General features: G+C 45.2%; 11 protein-coding genes, 1 tRNA gene and 1 pseudogene. 10 read left to right on the top strand and 3 right to left on the bottom strand.

The annotated features are described in order from the left end of the window. Positions 1-148 precede the first annotated feature (148 nt). Positions 149-1,963: a cation:proton antiporter gene (locus BCU07_RS08905; RefSeq protein ID WP_102428817.1), complete on the top strand. Its 1,815-nt coding sequence runs from the start codon at positions 149-151 to the stop codon at positions 1,961-1,963. Between the two features lie 125 nt (positions 1,964-2,088). Here BCU07_RS08905 and folD read toward each other — a convergent pair whose 3' ends face one another. Continuing rightward, positions 2,089-2,946, bottom strand: coding sequence for a bifunctional methylenetetrahydrofolate dehydrogenase/methenyltetrahydrofolate cyclohydrolase FolD (gene folD, locus BCU07_RS08900; protein ID WP_017062367.1), 858 nt, complete (start codon positions 2,944-2,946; stop codon positions 2,089-2,091). 211 nt (positions 2,947-3,157) lie between these two features. Between folD and BCU07_RS08895 the strand changes: the two genes are divergently transcribed. Beyond that, a tRNA-Arg gene (locus tag BCU07_RS08895) sits at positions 3,158-3,234 on the top strand. A gap of 269 nt (positions 3,235-3,503) precedes the next feature. Next, positions 3,504-4,589: a chorismate synthase gene (gene aroC / locus BCU07_RS08890; protein WP_017062360.1), complete on the top strand. Its 1,086-nt coding sequence runs from the start codon at positions 3,504-3,506 to the stop codon at positions 4,587-4,589. A 150-nt stretch (positions 4,590-4,739) separates the two neighbouring features. Here aroC and BCU07_RS08885 read toward each other — a convergent pair whose 3' ends face one another. Next, positions 4,740-5,363, bottom strand: a complete 624-nt coding sequence (locus BCU07_RS08885) for a trimeric intracellular cation channel family protein (RefSeq protein WP_017062358.1) — start codon at positions 5,361-5,363, stop codon at positions 4,740-4,742. A 298-nt stretch (positions 5,364-5,661) separates the two neighbouring features. On the opposite strand from BCU07_RS08885, the gene BCU07_RS08880 reads away from it, so the two are divergent. The 3 genes and pseudogenes from BCU07_RS08880 (at position 5,662) to BCU07_RS08870 (ending at position 7,163) form a co-directional block, all read left to right on the top strand. After that, positions 5,662-6,192 (top strand): elongation factor P hydroxylase, encoded by a 531-nt coding sequence (locus BCU07_RS08880; protein WP_017063424.1) that lies wholly within the window; start codon positions 5,662-5,664, stop codon positions 6,190-6,192. Positions 6,193-6,201: 9 nt separating this feature from the next. Continuing rightward, entirely contained in the window at positions 6,202-6,465 is a 264-nt protein-coding gene (locus tag BCU07_RS08875) for a YfcL family protein (RefSeq protein WP_017063425.1), read from the top strand. A 176-nt stretch (positions 6,466-6,641) separates the two neighbouring features. Further along, a pseudogene (locus BCU07_RS08870) lies at positions 6,642-7,163 on the top strand (NADPH-dependent FMN reductase). A 145-nt stretch (positions 7,164-7,308) separates the two neighbouring features. Here BCU07_RS08870 and mnmC read toward each other — a convergent pair. Then, the gene (gene mnmC, locus BCU07_RS08865; RefSeq protein WP_080582254.1) at positions 7,309-9,459 is read right to left on the bottom strand and encodes a bifunctional tRNA (5-methylaminomethyl-2-thiouridine)(34)-methyltransferase MnmD/FAD-dependent 5-carboxymethylaminomethyl-2-thiouridine(34) oxidoreductase MnmC; all 2,151 of its coding nucleotides are present in this window, start codon (positions 9,457-9,459) and stop codon (positions 7,309-7,311) included. A gap of 56 nt (positions 9,460-9,515) precedes the next feature. On the opposite strand from mnmC, the gene fabB reads away from it, so the two are divergent. The 4 genes from fabB to BCU07_RS08845 all read left to right on the top strand — a co-directional run bounded on the left by fabB (position 9,516) and on the right by BCU07_RS08845 (position 18,349). Next, entirely contained in the window at positions 9,516-10,727 is a 1,212-nt protein-coding gene (gene fabB, locus BCU07_RS08860) for a beta-ketoacyl-ACP synthase I (protein ID WP_017062353.1), read from the top strand. Between the two features lie 485 nt (positions 10,728-11,212). Further along, positions 11,213-12,346 carry a 4-phosphoerythronate dehydrogenase gene (locus BCU07_RS08855; protein ID WP_017062351.1) on the top strand — a complete coding sequence of 378 codons (1,134 nt, stop codon included), beginning with the start codon at positions 11,213-11,215 and terminating at the stop codon, positions 12,344-12,346. A gap of 12 nt (positions 12,347-12,358) precedes the next feature. After that, entirely contained in the window at positions 12,359-13,372 is a 1,014-nt protein-coding gene (locus tag BCU07_RS08850; protein ID WP_048615089.1) for an aspartate-semialdehyde dehydrogenase, read from the top strand. 207 nt (positions 13,373-13,579) lie between these two features. Then, entirely contained in the window at positions 13,580-18,349 is a 4,770-nt protein-coding gene (locus BCU07_RS08845) for a FimV/HubP family polar landmark protein (protein ID WP_102428818.1), read from the top strand. The last annotated feature ends 69 nt before the right edge of the window (positions 18,350-18,418 follow it).

The following is an 18,418-nucleotide window of genomic DNA, read 5'->3' as shown; positions in this document are numbered from 1 at the left end:
TATTTCCCCTATAGTAAAGTGACTGATTAATCGCAATAATATTCGGTCAGCACGAAAAAGAGAGCCTATAGTTTAATGACGTAGGCTTTCTTGTTTTAGCAAATAGGTTTGTATCACAGGGTGTGGCACAAATTATTTAGGGGCATAAATGGATTTGTCGATTACTTCTTCTTTGGCGCTAATTGGACTCTTGTCTTTAGCTTGTCAGCAGCTCGGCTGGCGTTTACGTCTTCCCGCCATTCTCCCTCTCCTTATCGTTGGCCTATTGTTAGGTCCCGGCCTGAATATTCTAAATCCCGATGCCATTTTCGGTGATGTGCTGTTTCCTATGATCTCCTTAGGGGTTGCCATCATCTTGTTTGAAGGAGCATTGACCCTAAATTTCAAAGAAATCAGAGGCCATGGCCGGATGGTGACTCACCTCGTGAGTTTCGGCATGTTGATTACATGGGCGTGTATCGTGGTGGGGGCATACTACTTTGTGGACTTCAGTTGGCCGTTAGCCGCACTGTTTGGTGCATTAGTTGTGGTAACTGGCCCTACGGTAATCGTGCCCATGCTTCGCAGTATTCAGCCTAAATCTTCGTTAGGCAGTATCTTGCGATGGGAAGGGATAGTAATTGATCCGATTGGCGCTCTGTTTGCGGTTCTCGTCTACGAGTACATTGTTTCTTCTGCCGACCCTACCGGACACGTTCTGTCAGCTCTGGGCCTGACGTTAGTCATAGGTTTAGGCTTAGGGATCATCGGTGGCCATTTGATTGCCAAGATGCTGCAAGGGCATTGGGTACCGCACTATTTACGTAATGTGGCTGTGCTGACGCTAATGTTGGCGGCGTTCTCGTTTTCTAATGATCTGAGTGAAGAATCGGGTTTATTAACCGTGACCATCATGGGGATCTGGCTTGCCAACGTGAAGGGCTTGGACATCGAAGACATCATCGAATTCAAAGAAACCCTGACCGTGTTACTTATTTCTGCGTTGTTTATTCTGTTAGCCAGTCGACTCGATTCGGGGGCTTTCCTTTCGATAGGTTGGGGCGGTATTGGGTTGCTAGCGGTGGTTATGTTGGTGGCTCGCCCGTTAAGCGTGTGGATCAGCGGGATCGGTACGGATCTTAATTCGGCGGATAAATGGTTTTTGAGTTGGATGGCACCTCGCGGGATCGTAGCAGCCGCGGTTTCTTCTCTGTTTGCGATAAAACTGCAAGAGAAGCAATTGATTGAAGGCGCAGATCTGCTCGTGCCCATGGTGTTCTTAGTCATTATTGGTACGGTTGTGATTCAGAGCTTAACCGCGAGCTGGTGGGCGAGAAGGCTAGGGGTCACTCAAGAGAAAGCGCAAGGGGTTATCTTCTTTGGCGCCACTCAGTTTTCACGCCAGTTTGCCAAAGTGTTGGCGACACACAACATCAACAGTGTGCTTGCTGATACTAACTGGGAAAGCATTCGCTTAGCTCGTATGGATAACTTGAATGTTTACTTTGGTAACCCAGCTTCAAGCCACGCGGAAAACAATTTGGAACTCGATGGGATAGGGCGTGCGATGATCGTCTCGCCTTATCGTCAAACCAACCCGTTAGTCAGCATGCATTACCAAGACGAGTTTGGTGCCAATAAGGTGTTTGAGCTTGAATCGTCAGAGACTAAGCATGAAAGACATCAAGTGAGCCGCAATGGCAATCGAAGTCTGTTCTCGGAAGGGATTACCTATTCTAAGCTTAACTCACTGATGGCTCAGGGTAGCCAAATTAAAAGTACAGGTTTGACCGAGGCATTTGATTTAAAAGAGTTTAATGCTTTGTATCCTAAAGCCATTCCTCTTGGGGTGATCACTGGCGGTGATTTCCGTTTAATGACACAAGGATCTGAGTTGGAAAAACTTATATCAACGGAGTGTGAGCTTATTAGTTTATTACCGCCTTCTGAACAGACGGAAAAAGTTGAGAGTCCAGATAAGTAGCAACGAGCGCTTCATCAAAAGCGAGTCACCCCGTTTTAAAAACGAATAGCTAAGTACCAAAGCATCAAAAAAGCCGCAACGTTCATCACGTTGCGGCTTTCTAATTTATTTATATGCGCTGCGGACTATTTCGAGTGAAATTGCTCACAAGCGATCATGGTGTTCTCGATTAGGCTCGCCACCGTCATTGGGCCAACACCACCCGGCACAGGTGTGATGAAGCTTGCGCTTTCTTTCGCTACGTCGTATTCAACGTCACCCACTAGTTTGCCAGATTCCAAACGGTTGATACCCACATCGACCACAACAGCGCCTTTCTTAATCCAAGCGCCAGGAATGAAGTTAGGTTTACCAACGGCAACTACAACAACGTCTGCTTGACGCACGTGACCTTCAAGGTCTTTGGTGAAGCGGTGACATGTTGTCGTCGTACAACCTGCTAGAAGAAGCTCTAGCGTCATTGGGCGACCTACGATGTTTGATGCGCCAACCACAACCGCGTGCTTACCACGTAAGTCGATGTTGTAACGGTCAAGCAGCGTGATGATGCCTTTTGGCGTGCAAGAGCGAAGCTTAGGCATGCGCTGAGCCAAACGGCCGACATTGTAGGGGTGGAAGCCATCAACGTCTTTTTCTGGCGTGATACGCTCAAGAACGTGAGTGCTATCAATGCCTGCTGGTAGAGGCAGTTGAACAAGAATACCGTCGATCTCTGGATCGTCGTTCAGTTGGTCTACAAGTGTTAACAATTCGTCTTCTGTCGCAGTGGCTGGCAAGTCGTAAGATTTAGATACGAAGCCAACTTCTTCACACGCTTTACGCTTACTTCCAACGTAAACCTGAGAAGCAGGGTCTTCACCCACTAAAACAACCGCTAGGCCCGGAGCGCGTAATCCAGCTTCAGTACGAGCTTTTACACGTGCAGCAACTTCGGAGCGAACCGTTTGAGAAATTAGCTTTCCATCAATATTTTGAGCAGTCATGAATTTCCTTAGTATTGATATTCAAGTTAGTGGCTGATGTTTTTGGCGCATTATTCCAGAAAATCTTTTTGATTACCATCAAGCAAACGTTTGCTTTGCTCTATTTTCCAACACTTATATGTTTGTTGGCCTTTTTTTACCCACTTAGATCAGAATGTTACATAAAGCCGTTGCTTTACTGATTCGAATTCGTATAATTCGTTCCTGTAGCGCGCCCTTAGCTCAGCTGGATAGAGCACCTCCCTTCTAAGGAGGTGGTCGAAGGTTCGAATCCTTCAGGGCGTGCCATTATTTAAAGAAACCCGATAACTCTCCGAGTTGTCGGGTTTTTTGCATTTTACACATCATAAAACACTTCTTTTCAAGCGCGACTCATTTTCTTCTGTTATTCGTTTCATTCGGCTTATGTAATAGAAAGTTAAAATTGTTCGTTTTTTGGGGTTTACATCATTTGGTAATAAAGCCACTATGAATTCACGAAGAATAGACAAGTAAAGCTATTAGCCAGTCGGTTTAGGAATCAAACCTTCTGCTCAATAGCTGATTTAGAGGAAGTAATGGCAGGAAACAGTATCGGACAACATTTCCGCGTGACCACGTTCGGAGAAAGTCACGGTATCGCACTAGGATGTATCGTAGATGGGTGCCCACCAGGATTAGAAATTACCGAAGCAGACCTTCAAAGAGATTTGGATCGTCGTCGCCCTGGTACTTCTCGCTATACAACGGCTCGTCGTGAAGCGGATGAAGTGAAAATCTTATCAGGTGTATTTGAAGGCCAAACTACGGGTACTTCTATTGGTCTATTGATTGAAAATACAGACCAACGCTCTAAAGACTATTCCGAAATTAAAGACAAGTTCCGCCCTGGCCACGCTGACTATACGTACCATCAAAAGTACGGTGTGCGTGATTACCGAGGTGGTGGTCGTTCTTCAGCTCGTGAAACTGCAATGCGTGTTGCTGCAGGTGCAATTGCGAAGAAATACCTAAAACAAGAATTTGGTGTTGAAATCCAAGCTTACCTTTCTCAAATGGGTGATATCTCAATTGATAAAGTGGATTGGAACGAGATTGAAAACAACGCTTTCTTCTGTCCAGATGCCGACAAAGTACCAGAATTTGATCAACTGATTCGTGACTTGCTAAAAGAAGGCAACTCGATCGGTGCGAAGATTCAAGTGGTTGCGACTAAAGTGCCAGTAGGCCTTGGTGAGCCAATCTTTGATCGTCTAGATGCTGACATCGCGCACGCTCTAATGAGCATTAACGCTGTGAAAGGTGTTGAGATTGGTGATGGCTTTGATGTGGTTAATCAACGCGGTAGTGAACACCGTGACCCATTAACTCCAGAAGGTTTCAGCAGTAATCATGCTGGCGGTATCTTAGGTGGTATCTCTACTGGTCAAGATATTGTGGCAAGCATTGCGCTTAAACCAACATCAAGCATCACTGTACCTGGTGACACAATCACGAAAGATGGTGAAGCAACGCAGTTAATCACGAAAGGTCGTCACGATCCATGTGTTGGCATCCGTGCGGTACCTATTGCAGAAGCAATGCTGGCTATCGTGCTGCTTGACCACTTGCTACGTCATCGTGGTCAAAACTTTGGTGTGACAACTGAAACACCACAAATCTAATTCTGCTTCTTTTTATTTAGAATAGAATTGGTAGAAACAAAAAAGGGTTGCTTCGTAATGAAGTAACCCTTTTTCACATTAGCAGGATTATTCGTCCGGTTAGCGACTATCGTCATTAAAGACAGCTAGCAGCTTAAGGCTCTTAATCCATTAATGCACTGAACTTTCAGGATCAAGTTGGAACGAAGGCAAACTCCATTTGAATCTTACAGCCGCCATGCGCAGCAAGTAACCAACTACAAGCGTCACAATTGTCGCCGTGACGTCGTTGATGCCAAGCTCAAGCAAACCTAGGTACAAACCTGAAGCGACAAGTGCGACAGAGGCATACAGCTCTTCATGTAACACCAATGGTGTTTGACGACAGATAAGGTCACGTAACAAACCACCAAAGACACCTGTCACTAATGCCGATACCATGCAAATCATCGGGTGCAGACCCATGGTCATCGCTACTTTGGTACCAATGATACTGAATACGATTAGGCCTAGTGCATCCAAACGAATGAATAGCCCTTTGAGCTTGATAACCCATTTAGCCAGTCCGGTTGTAATAACACCTGCTATACAGGTGATGGCCAGATACTGAGGGTTTTCAACCCAACCTAAAGGGTAATGGCCAAGTAAGATATCGCGTACTGTACCGCCGCCAATTGCCGTTGCGCTCGCAACCAACATTACACCAAACCAATCCATTTTTTGTTTGCCTGCACTGAGAGCGCCGGTCATGGCTTCTGCCGTGATGCCAATGATATACAAAACACTTAGTAGCATTGCTGTAGCTCTATAATTTAGGTCTATAAACTCGAGTCTTATAGGCCTTAGGGATATAAAATGAAGCGCGAGTGTAGTAGTAAAAATGCTTGTTGACGAATGAATATTTGTACCGTGAATGGGCGTTTCAGATTAGCTAAACTAATCATTCACCTTAAAGTGGTGTAATCTGGGAATGGCAATCGATTGTCACTGCAAAGTATAATGGCGAACCCGATGTCATTACGCTTGATAGGGCTTTACCGAGCGCTTAAAAAAAAGCAAAATGCCCCAGTTATTTTTACTTAAATTTGATTTTATGACACACCAATACTCAGACATTATCGATATCTTCAATCAGACCTTTTTTGAAAGCTTTAATACCAAACTAGAGCTAGGGGCTGATGAGCCGATCTATTTGCCTGCTGATGATACTATCCCACACCATCGAATCGTGTTCGCACGTGGCTTTTACGCCTCTGCACTCCATGAGATCGCACACTGGTGCGTTGCTGGGCCTGAGCGTCGTTTACTGGAAGATTTTGGCTATTGGTATGAACCTGACGGTCGAACGGAATCGGTTCAAGCTGAGTTTGAAAAAGTAGAAATTCGCCCACAAGCGTATGAATGGATCATTGCGATGAGCGCAGGCTTTCCTTTTAATGTCAGCTGTGACAATCTACACGGCGATTTTGAGCCAGATCGTTTGGCCTTTATGAATAAAGTACATAGCGAAGTTATGGGTATCTTTGAAGTAGGCTTTCCGCCTCGCGTGAAAATGCTCTCTGAAGCATTACGCAGCTTCTACGATGTAGAACCTTTATGTGCTAGCCAATTTATTGTGAAATAAGAGAATATTATGATTATCGAATTTGAAGAAAAACTACTTGAAGTAATTGATGCTCGCATTGAAAACGCATCAGACGATGAACTGTTTGCTGGTGGTTACTTACGTGGTCATATTTCTCTTTCAGTGGCTTCATGTGAAGAAGAAGGCATTGAAGATGTGGCTGAAGTAAAAGCTCGTATTGAACAGAGCCTAGACGACGCTCGCTCTGAACTAACACCAGCAGACCGCACTATCGTTAATGACCTTTGGGTTGAGCTACAAAACCAAGCTTAATCTCGATGTATTAATACTATCCGCTCAGTCCCTTCCTTTCCCATTTTGCTGAGCGAACTGGTTTATTTGAGACTCGTTCGAAATTTTTGAATGAGTCCGTTCATTTCTTGTGATGGTTACATTTTCTTACTACGTTATTCTAATCCCACTTAACGGAATTACAGAAAGGTCACATCATGAAAGTTATCGCATTTGGCGCAAGCACAAGTTCTACCTCAATCAACAAAACACTAGCAACTTACGCAGCAAACTTGATTGAAGGTGCTGAAGTAAAAGTCCTAGACATCAACGATTACAATGTTCCTATGTTCAGTGAAGACACTGAAAAAGAGATTGGCCAAGCGTAAGGCGCTCAAGCATTCTTGCGCGACCTAGCTGAAGCTGATGCGTTTGTTATCTCGTTCGCAGAACACAATGGTCACTACCCAGCTGCGTATAAAAACCTATTTGATTGGGCGACACGCATTGAGCGTTCAGTATTTGGCGAGAAGCCGGCGGTTTACCTAGCGACTTCACCAGGCCCTGGCGGCGCACAAACGGTACTTGGCGCAGCGACAGGTTCTGCACCTTACTTCGGTGGAAACGTGCAAGCGTCAGTTTCAGTACCAAGCTTCTACGATAACTTTGATTTTGAATCTGGTTCTATCAGCAACGAAGAGATCGTTCTACAGATTAAAGACGCGGTTGCTAAGCTGTAAATACAGCTTCGTTTAGAACATCAGTTTAGAGCAACACGAATAACAAAAAGCTCGATCGACACAATGAACTCGGGCTTTTTAGCTTTTAACTTATTAGTTTCAGATATTCAGAAATTTCAGATGTTCAAAATAGCTGAACTAGAAACTACGGCTTTGATTTAGAATGCTTGTCAGCAACCCAGCCAGCGGTTAATGCTTTACCTTTACGCAGTCTGCGTACCCACATTCGACTTGGGTGAATCGCCTCAAGCACATCAACAGGCAAGGGCAGCGGATCGCCACAGATCTGTGATGCTAATACTTCAGCCAATAATGGTGCAGAGCTCAAACCACGTGAACCCAGTCCGATAAAGCAATAAAGGTTAGGGAAGCTTGTTACCGTTTCTACATCCTCAACCGAGTCACGCTGCGGGTTGAAGTTGTGGAGATCTTGGTACTGCTCCTTAATGGCTTCAAAGTCACCAACGTTTCCGACAAACGGAAGGTGGTCACGGCTTACGCTTCGGATACCTTGGCGCGCTAAGTTGTCACTGGTATCGACATCTTTTGTCCATGCTTGGTCTGGTAGTGACCCATGTAGGCGCTCGCCATTGTGCTGCTGAACCTCAATATCAAATTCTTGGTCGATATTGGTTTTGTCGTAGTTCGCACCAATACAGTGATGACCATTGTTGGGGTTCTGTGGCGTCAAATAGCCATCAAAGCACAACACGGTTTTTAGCTGGCTGAGATTTTCCGTGGTCGGAATATGGCTCACTTGGCCTTTAACCGGAGTCAGTGGTACTGGCTGAGTTTGTTCAAACTGAGTGAACTTGTGTCCGTTTGCGACAACTACTTGGTCGTGCTTAGTTTGAATCTCACCTTGAGGTGCCTCAATCGTCAGTAACCATTGTTTTTCAGCTTCGAGCCACTCAAGTTGCGTTACTTGATGTTGATAGTGTGCGCTCACTTGGTTGCTCTCTTCTAGCTTGCCAATCAAGCCTTGAGTCAGTTGAAGAGGGCTTAACCAACCACCCAGCGGAAAGTAAACACTCTCTTTATCGACGGGTAAGCCAATCTTTTCGTTGGCTTGCTCTGGCGATAAACGCTGAATCAGGTCGGTGTGGAAGTTGCCTTCCAACATGCGGTTGAGCTTTTTAGTGGAGCCTTGATCCCACATCAAGATGTTCACGCCACACAAGCTGTGATCAAATTGAATAGACTGAGCCGCTTGATTAATAAATTGACGAGCAAACAGTAATCCCGGGCCAAACACGCGAGACACGTTCGAGGTCGCTTCGCTTAATAGCGGGTAAATCGCACCTTGGTTGTTACCTGAGGCATTGCCCGCAGCTTGTGGATGTTCACAATAAAGGGTGATGTTTTTACCACGACGGCTTAGCGTTTTGGCTAATGCAGCACTGGCGACACCACCACCAATGATCGCAATGTCTTGGGATTCAGTGTGTTGAGCGAGGCCATACCAAGGTTTGATGTTGGTGTGAGCGTGCTTTTCGCCAAGTCGGCCGGCGATCATTTCTCGCTTAGTACCAAAGCCTTTGACCTTTTTCATTTCAAAGCCAGCTTCAATTAAGCCACGGCGAACAAAGCCAGCAGCGGTGAAGGTGGCGCAGCTACAATCTTGCTTAGCGAGCTTAGCCATGCCGTTGAATAGGTTTTGATTCCACATCTCTGGGTTCTTGCTCGGAGCAAAACCGTCTAAGAACCAAGCATCAACCAAACCTTCACGCGGGGTTGGTACGTTGGGCATGCAATCTTTAATATCGCCAAACCACAAATCAAGCGTGATTGCACCGTCGCCCAGCACAATGCGGTGACATTCAGGTAGAGCAATAGGGTAGTGTTCTTGGAGTTGCGTCGCATACTCGGCTAATTCTGGCCACGATTGGTGTGCTTTGATCAGATCCTCTTTATTTAAAGGATATTTTTCAAAACTGATGAAATGTAACTCTTTGGTCATCGCTTGTGGGTTATCTTTAAGAAAAGCATCGAACCATTGCCAAACTGCAAGAAAGTTCAAACCTGTGCCAAAGCCGGTTTCAGCAATCACAAAGCGGCGTTGTTCATGTTCAAGCCAACGCTCTGGAAGGTGGTTTTGCTTTAAAAAGACGTAGCGAGTTTCTTCTAAACCGTTAACATTGGAGAAGTAAACGTCGTCAAATTGGTCTGAAACTGGCGTGCCAGACTCATTCCATTCCAGTTCTGCATTAGTAATTGAAGTCATAAAATCTATCATTTTGTGATTTGAAGCGATATGTTGGTAGGGATTGTACGAATTTCTAGGAAAGCTGACCACTTTTGTTAGGCTTCTTAGTTATCATCTAGCTGAATTTAGAATTATAGGAATGTCACATGAAACGAGTCGTAATCACCGGTATGGGTATTGTTTCAAGTATCGGTAACAACGTCGAAGAAGTTTTAGCATCACTGAAAGAGGGTAAATCTGGTATTACCGCTTCAGAGCAGTTCAAGGAAAATGGCTTGCGCTCTCAAGTATGGGGTAACCTAAAAATGAACCCTGCTGACCATATCGATCGCAAAAAAATGCGCTTTATGGGTGATGCAGCGGCATTCGCTTATCTTTCAATGGAGCAAGCAATTGCTGATTCTGGCTTAACTGAAGATCAAGTATCTAATGACCGCACGGGTATCGTTGCGGGTTCAGGTGGTGCTTCATCTCTAAACCAAGTAAACGCGGTAGACATCATCCGTGAGAAAGGCGTGAAGCGCGTTGGTCCATACATGGTTCCACGTACAATGGCTTCTACGGTTTCTGCTTGTCTAGCAACTCCTTTCAAAATCCGTGGTGTGAACTACTCTATGAGCTCTGCATGTGCGACATCTGCACACTGTATTGGTCACGCAATGGAGCTTATCCAACTTGGTAAGCAAGACGTTGTATTCGCTGGTGGCGGTGAAGAACTGGATTGGTCTCTGACTATGATGTTCGACGCAATGGGCGCACTTTCTACTAAGTACAACGACACGCCAGAGCTGGCTTCTCGTACCTACGATGCAGACCGTGATGGTTTCGTTATCTCTGGTGGCGGCGGCATGTTAGTTATCGAAGAGCTTGAGCACGCTGTTGCTCGTGGCGCAAAAATCTACGGTGAAATCGTAGGCTACGGCGCAACTTCAGATGGCTACGACATGGTTGCTCCTTCTGGTGAAGGTGCGGTTCGTTGTATGAAGATGGCGATGCAAAACGTTGATGGCGTTGATTACGTGAACACTCACGGTACTTCAACTCCAGTTGGCGACGTTAAAGAGCTAGGCGCTATCCAAGAAGTATTTGGTGGCAACAGCCCAGCAATTTCTGCAACTAAAGCGATGACAGGTCACGCTCTAGGTGCTGCTGGCGTACACGAAGCTATTTACTCAACGCTAATGCTAGATAACGGCTTTATCGCTCCAAGCATTAACGTTTCGAACCTAGACGAAGCTGCTGCTGGCCTAGACATCGTAACTGAAGCTCGTGATCAAGAGCTAACTACAGTTATGTCTAACAGTTTTGGTTTCGGCGGTACGAACGCAACGCTAGTAATCAAAAAGTACCAAGCTTAACTTAAGCTTGAGTTACAGAGACAAGGTTAATCGTTAAAGGGTTGCGCTAGTGCCGATTCAACACGCACAGGTCACCCAGTAATAATGACCATCAGAACAAAGTTTTTAGACGCAGGTTGGTAAACGTGTTTTTTGAACATAGTTTTTAAATCTGGGTTTAGAGATTGAAAGGTTTCCAGAGCTTGACCAGTACTGACTTTGGTTAGTACTGGTTGAACAGACGCAAGACTCTGTCTCCTGGAGAGCGAGATAGGATCCTTTTGTTCTGGATGTTTGCCCGATTGTTTATTCAATCGGGCATTTTTCGTTTTAGCCGTTTGATCTTGGGTGTTCACTCTGGTTTCGGTTCTTGTCTGCCAAGGTTAGGTGATTCAGCCCTTTATTTATAATGTATTCCAATTGCTACTCGACACCGTGTGTGGAATTTTGCACAATCATTTCAATTCACATTTAGGTCGATAGACCCCAACAAAAGTACTCGCCAAATGAAAATCTTAATCGACGAAAATATGCCTTACGCTGAAGCGCTTTTTAGCCAGCTAGGGGAAGTGACAATGAAGTCTGGTCGCACATTAACAGCTGACGACCTAGTTGACGTAGACGCATTGATGATTCGCTCTGTTACCAAGGTAAACGAGTCATTGATCAGCAAAGCCAATAAGCTGAAGTTTGTTGGTACTGCGACGGCTGGTATGGACCATGTTGACCAAGAATTGATGAAAGAGCGTGGCATTTTCTTTACTGCGGCGCCTGGCTGTAACAAGGTGGGTGTTGCTGAGTACGCATTCAGTGCGATGATGGTGCTTGCGCAACAGCAAGGCTTTTCTGTTTTTGATAAAACGGTTGGTATTATCGGCTGTGGTCAAGTGGGCAGTTACTTAGCGAAGTGCCTTGAAGGTATTGGTATCAAAGTTCTGCTGAACGACCCTCTAAAACAGCAAGAGGGTGATACTCGCGAATTTACTGAGTTAGAGACTTTGCTTGAACAATCAGACGTTATTACATTACACACGCCAATCACTAAGACGGGTGAGTATCCAACGCATCACTTGATCAGTGAGCAAGTGCTGAACAACTTACGTGCTGATCAAATCCTGATTAATGCAGCTCGCGGTCCTGTGGTTGATAACCAAGCGCTAAAAGCTCGCCTGCAAAAAGCCGATGGTTTCACTGCAGTGCTTGATGTGTTTGAGTTTGAACCTGAAGTCGACTTTGAGCTTCTTCCGTTACTCGCTTTTGCAACGCCTCACGTAGCGGGCTACGGTTTAGAAGGTAAAGCGCGTGGTACCACGATGATCTTCAACAGTTATTGTGAATTTTTAGGTACTGAACAGCGTGCGTATGCAAGCGACTTATTGCCGACAGCGCCTGTACCTCAAATGAAATTAGATAGAGCTTGGGATGAAGCAACACTGCACAATTTGACTCAGTTGATCTATGATGTGCGCAAAGACGACGCCTTATTCCGTCGCAATATCGTTACGCCGGGTTCTTTTGACAAGATGCGTAAAGAATATTGGGACCGCAGAGAGTACAGTGCAGTCGAGTTAACGGGCGATGAATCTTGTAATTTAACGCCGTTATCTAAACTCGGTTTTATGGTAAAGCCAACTTTATAAAAGAGAGAAACAATGAGCCAAGAATTTAATATTGCTATTTTAGGTGCGACTGGTGCGGTTGGTGAAACCATTCTTGAAGTACTTAAAGAGCGTAAATTCCCTGTCGGTGAAATGCACTTACTAGCAAGTGAACGTAGTGAAGGCAAAACTTCCCGTTTTAACGGCAAAACAATACAAGTACAAAACGTAGAAGACTTCGATTGGTCTCAAGTACATATTGCGTTTTTCTCTGCAGGTAGCGAGCTTTCAGAACGTTGGGCTCCAATCGCCGCTGACGAAGGTGTGGTTGTTATCGATAACACATCACGTTTCCGTTACGAATACGATGTCCCTCTGGTTGTGCCTGAAGTGAACCCTGAAGCGATTGCTGAGTTCCGTAACCGTAACATCATCGCGAACCCTAACTGCTCGACTATCCAAATGGTAGTAGCGCTAAAACCAATTCACGATGAAGTGGGCCTTGAGCGTATTAACGTTTCAACTTACCAATCTGTGTCTGGTGCAGGTAAGCCAGGTATCGATGAGCTAGCGGGTCAAACGGCTAAGCTTCTTAACGGTATGCCAGCTGAAAACTCAGCGTTCTCACAACAAATCGCTTTCAACTGTATTCCTCAAATCGATGAATTTACAGAGAACGGCTACACGCGTGAAGAGATGAAGATGGTTTGGGAAACTCAAAAAATCTTTGCTGACTCTTCAATCACAGTGAACCCGACTTGTGTCCGCGTACCAGTATTTTACGGTCACGCAGAATCTCTACACATTGAAACTCGCGCACCAATCGCTGCAGAGCAAGTGGTTCAGCTTCTAGAGAACACAGAAGGTGTTGAAGTATTCCAAGCGCTAGACTTCCCAACTCAAGTTCGTGATGCAGGTGGTAAAGACCACGTAATGGTTGGTCGTATTCGTAACGACATCAGCCATCACAGTGGCGTAAACATGTGGGTTGTCGCTGATAACGTTCGTAAAGGCGCAGCAACAAACGCAGTTCAAATCGCTGAAGTTCTGATTCGCGATTACTTCTAAGCTTTATTGCTTTGATAAAAAAGCCTCACTCTTTAGTGGGGCTTTTTTAATCGATTAAAAATATTGTTAGTCAAATTGTGTGAAATTGCTGCGAATATTGTTGCTGCAACACATTTTTTGTTTTCATCTCTATAGTTTTACGTCATTTATCCGATATATTTAATAGATCATCACTTTTCCGAATTTAAGCACCTAGCTGAGCCTTTTATGTTTCAAATTTTCAAGCCGTGGTTAATGCCTTTTGCCTTTATCATTGCGACTCAGATTTCCGTTGTTCGTGCAGATTCCATTCGAGTTGTAGGGCCTAATGGCCAGATACAATCAGCGCCTACGTTTTCAGAACCACTTCAAAGAGCGCAATCAAATAGCGCTGAGCCTTCACGTTTCTATGGTCCAACTCGCGGCTCAGAAACATTGTGGTCTATTGCCTCAAAGTTACGCCCTGATAACTCCGTTTCAGTCCAACAAACTCTGTTGGCTATTTATCGCTTAAACCCACAAGCGTTTGAAAACCAGAATATCCATAGCCTGCTGCCTGCGAGCAATCTACGCGTGCCTTCTTTAGAGCAAGCACGTGCAAGCTCGACGCAGCAAGCTATCAACATCATGAACTCACATCTTGCTAAGCTTGATGCTCCTGCAAGTAAGCCTGTCGCTTCAAAACCCAAAGCGCCGAGTTCTGATGCAAAAAATGTTACTCCTGCTAAGCAAGTAAGCACTACTGAAACTGCTAAAAAGCCATTGTCTCCAACTCAATCATCTCTAGCTCAATCTGCACCAACCCAAGAGATGAACAAGTTAGAGAAGCAGCTAGAGCTTTCAGAAACTGAACTGCTGTCACTTGAAGAGAAAAATCACCAACTTCGTTTGATGTTATCGAATGTTCAATCGGAAGTGGATGAGCTAAAAACAGAGCTCAGTGATGAAGACCGCATTCGTAGCGAAGTGGAAAAGCTGCTTGATGAAGAGCGCAGAAAGAACGCCGAAATTGAAAAGATGGCACCAAGTGTCATGGACGAACTGTTATCGAATGGTTGGTTAGTGGCGGCTCTTGCGATTATTCCAGGTCTGCTCATTGGTTTGATCGTTGTGATGCTGTTAGGCCGTCGTTCTAAAAATGATGAGCAACAGCAGACGACTCAAGAACAACCGCTCCAGCCAGAACCAAGTACCGTTGCACCTATTACATTGGGCGACGAGATGGACGACCTTAACGAGCTGTCTTTAGATGATGACTTGTTTGGTACGGAAGATGACGCCAACAAGCTGTTTGACGATCAAGCGCTAGCCGAAGAGGATGATGTCTTTGCTGGTTTAGATGAATCTGATCTCGATTTCAATCTAGATGGTGAAGACGATGACCCATTTGCTAGCATTGGCGAAAACGGTGATTTAGACACCAACTTCGACGATCTAGATTTAGACAGCAGCAACGGCATTAGTGTTAATGGCGAAGAGAAAGCGCTTGGCCTTGAAGAGATGGAACGTGCGCTAGACAAAACAGCGGAAAGCGCCGTCGATACTGATGATGTCGACTTTGATCTTTCTGATGATAACGCAATGTCTGCTGATGACATTGAAGCTTTACTATCTCAAGAGTCTGAAACTGAAGATCTCGGTTCCAACGAGCTAGACCAATCTTTATTAGATGATCTGTTTGCTCTTGATGACGAAGATGACGACAGCTTCGATATTGATGCTCTGATTTCGGAAGAGCAAAGTGATTCGCCTTCTAGCACTGAAACACCAGCAAGCGATGATTTTGACATTGATGCTTTAATCTCTGAACAACAGAGCCCTGAGCCTGCGTCACCGACAGCAAATGATGATATTGATGACATCTTTGCCCAGGTTGCCGCTCAGAACGACCAAGCGAATGACCCTTTCAACCTCGATAACGACGATGAGATTGCCACTAACCTAAACAGTGGTTTAGCGTCTGATGATGATATCGAAAACATTTTGTCTCAGTTCGATAAGCCAATCGTAGATGAAGAACCTCAAGACAGCGTTGATCTGCTTGATGAGCAATTGGCTGGGGATGACGTTGATCTAAGTAACTCGACCGACCTTCTTGATGAAATGTTGGAAGACGAATCGGGTGATGAGTCTGAAAGTGAGCCTTTAGGTTTTGATTCATTATCTGAACTTGAAGAGCTTTCTGGTTTATCGACCGATGATGACCTAAACATCGCAGAAGACAGCACGGAAACCTTGGATGAACTGATAGGTGATTCTGACGATGATGATTTCGAACTTGATGCCGAAAGTACCGACTTATTGGATGACTTCCTTGATAGTGAATTGTCAGGTGATGGGCTGTCAGTAGACGAAGCAGATGCCCCAAAAGCGGAATCTTTAGACCCGTTTGATGACTTACTGACAACTGGCATTGAAGACGAGCTTGAATCTGAAGAGAAGGCGTTTGATAAAGAGCTAGACGCAGCCTTTGGTTTTGACAACGCTAACGATGAGTCTGCAAATAACGCAGACGTTGAGCATACTCCGTTAACCTCTGAAACATCTGAAGTTGAGCCTGAGCAAGCGTCGGATATTAGTGAAACACCACAATCTGAAGCCGTTAGTGATGAATCGTTAGATTCGAAACTGATCCAAGAAAGTGCTGACGTTAAGCCAGATAATGATGAAGCCTTTAATCGTGATGGTTTTATCGATGATTTGTTCGGTGTCGCACCGGCAACGGATGCTTTGCTTGATGACTCGCTAGAAACAACAGACGAAGCGTTGATTGATGAGTTAATGACTTCTGATGACAATGATTTGTTGCCAGCAATAGAAGAGCCTGTTGAACCATCAATTGACAATACGGTTGAACCAGAGCAAGCGTCTCTTTTAGACAGCGACGAAGTATCAGCGCAAGAAACCGCATCATCGGTTGAAGATGATGAACTGGATATCGACTCGCTGTTATCTGAGAATTCTGATTTTGACAAACCAGATTTTGAAGAGCGAGTTAAAGAAGAAAGCGCACAACAAGAACCAGAGCCGAAAGAAGCCGACGTACAAGAGCAAGCTTCGCCATCGTCTTTGAACGATATCTCTGAAGATGAAGAAGAAACGGTTGAAGACTGGTTAGCTGAAGCCATCGACGATGTAGAGTCGCCAGCGAACATTGACTCTGATTTTGACTTTGAACCGAAAATCCAAGGTAGCGATCAGCTTGAAGATGTCGTTGAATCCTTGCCAGAGCCAGAGCCAGAGCCAGAGCCAGAGCCAGAGCCAGTTCGTGCTGCAAACATGCCAGAGATCATTCCAAATGAATTTGGTGTGCCAGAAGACGATGATTGGCTGATTGAAGATGAGGTGTCTGAACCAGAAGCATTAGCGGAAACTGACGTAACACCAGAGCTAGTGACACCTGTTGCTGAACCGAAAGTTGAAGCTACACCACAAGCGGAAGTAGCAGAACAAGCTGAAGTTCTAGGACAAGAAGGCGAAGAAGAATTCTCGTTTGATGACTTCGAATTGCCAGAGTTTAATGAAGAAGATGCACTAGCGGAAGCTGATGCTGAATCAACACCAGAACCAGTAACGCCAGCTATTGATGCTCAACCAAGTGTTGAGCCTCAAACTGAAGCCCAAGTTATAGCTCAGGCGCAAGACGACGAAGAGTTTTCGTTTGATGATTTCGACTTACCAGAGTTTAGTGAAGAAGACGCACTAGCGGAAGCTGATGCTGAATCAACAACAGAGCCAGCAACGCCTGCTATAGACTCTCAATCAAGTGTTGAATCGCAACCTACCGCTGAGCCTCAGTTAGATGCTGCACCACAAGTTGAAACTGCGAAACCAGAAAGCGAAGAAGAATTCTCGCTTGATGACTTCGAACTACCAGAGTTTGGTGAAGACGATGCGTTAGCGGAAGTGGTGAGTGAACCAGATGAAGCACAGTTAGAGCAAGACTTAGCGCCTGACACAGAGAAGTTCGAGTTCGATGACCTTGATCTTCCGGAGTACGATGAAGAAAGCGCAAAAGCAGACTCTGTTTTAGATGATATTGAGCAAAGCAATGCCGAGCCGGTGGCGGAAGCCCAAGGCGTAGAGTTCGATGAGTTTGATTTACCGGAATATGGTGAAGATGAAGCCATCTCTGATGCGTTTGCTGAGAAGCCAACACCACTGACTTCTTTCAGCCCACAAGGCGAAGAGCAAGATGCGTTGCATGATCTGTTCTCAAATCCGCAGAGCTATAGTCAGGCTGATGATTTCTCGAATGCTGAAGACTCTGAACCGGCTGGTTTTGCACAGCCAGAACAATCACTGAGCGCGGCTTCAGAGCCAAACTCAACGCCTGCAGCGGTTCAAGACGAGCCACTAGAAGGCTTTGATGACTTTGATGAGACAGCATTAGCTGAGTTGCTTTCTGAAGATGTTCAAGACTCTGTCGACAACATGTTCGATAAGCCATTGGACGCAACTTCGATTGATAGCGCAGGGTTAGATATTGACGCCATGCTTGAAGTCGGCGGCGAAGACTGGAAAGGCTTTAACCTAGCGCCAGAACAACAATCGAGCATGCATAATGATGTGCCTGATGACCAACAAGAGATTTGGGCATCGGCTGAACAGCAAGCTGAACCGAAAATCAAAGAAGAGAATTGGGCTGAACAAGACAATCTAACCGAATCAGGCAACAGTCGTGATAAGCAGTACATGACGATTGATGAGCTAATGGCTCAAGTCGAGCAAGAAGGTGAAGAAGTCATTAATCCAGACGATGAAGAGCTTAAACTGGATGTGGGTCTTAACGAATTCCCTGATGTTATCGGTGATATTGGCAATTATGATGTCGACAGCAATGCAGAAGCTGCGGGTAAGCTTGATTTGGCCAAAATCTACATCGAGATGAGTGACTCGCAAGGGGCAATTAAGCTTCTAGAAGAGGCAATCGTTGACGGCAGCGATGATATTCGTCGAGAGGCAAAAAATCTTATCGATACGTTAAACGGTCGATAAATTTACAAATCAGAAAGGGTAGCGTTGGCTACCCTTTATTTTAAGGCGATACAGAGCGCTATCGTTTCA

The sequence above is a fragment of the Vibrio sp. 10N.261.54.E10 genome, from assembly GCF_002877735.2.
In the GTDB taxonomy this organism is placed as follows: domain Bacteria; phylum Pseudomonadota; class Gammaproteobacteria; order Enterobacterales; family Vibrionaceae; genus Vibrio; species Vibrio crassostreae_C.
This window is presented reverse-complemented; position numbering and strand designations above follow the sequence as displayed.

Coding starts and splice junctions, on each gene's coding strand:
- BCU07_RS08875 (WP_017063425.1), top strand. CDS start 6,202: ATGATTATCGAATTTGAAGAAAAACTACTTGAAGTAATTGATGCTCGC.
- BCU07_RS08905 (WP_102428817.1), top strand. CDS start 149: ATGGATTTGTCGATTACTTCTTCTTTGGCGCTAATTGGACTCTTGTCT.
- BCU07_RS08885 (WP_017062358.1), bottom strand. CDS start 5,363: ATGCTACTAAGTGTTTTGTATATCATTGGCATCACGGCAGAAGCCATG.
- aroC (WP_017062360.1), top strand. CDS start 3,504: ATGGCAGGAAACAGTATCGGACAACATTTCCGCGTGACCACGTTCGGA.
- fabB (WP_017062353.1), top strand. CDS start 9,516: ATGAAACGAGTCGTAATCACCGGTATGGGTATTGTTTCAAGTATCGGT.
- BCU07_RS08855 (WP_017062351.1), top strand. CDS start 11,213: ATGAAAATCTTAATCGACGAAAATATGCCTTACGCTGAAGCGCTTTTT.
- BCU07_RS08845 (WP_102428818.1), top strand. CDS start 13,580: ATGTTTCAAATTTTCAAGCCGTGGTTAATGCCTTTTGCCTTTATCATT.
- folD (WP_017062367.1), bottom strand. CDS start 2,946: ATGACTGCTCAAAATATTGATGGAAAGCTAATTTCTCAAACGGTTCGC.
- BCU07_RS08850 (WP_048615089.1), top strand. CDS start 12,359: ATGAGCCAAGAATTTAATATTGCTATTTTAGGTGCGACTGGTGCGGTT.
- BCU07_RS08880 (WP_017063424.1), top strand. CDS start 5,662: ATGACACACCAATACTCAGACATTATCGATATCTTCAATCAGACCTTT.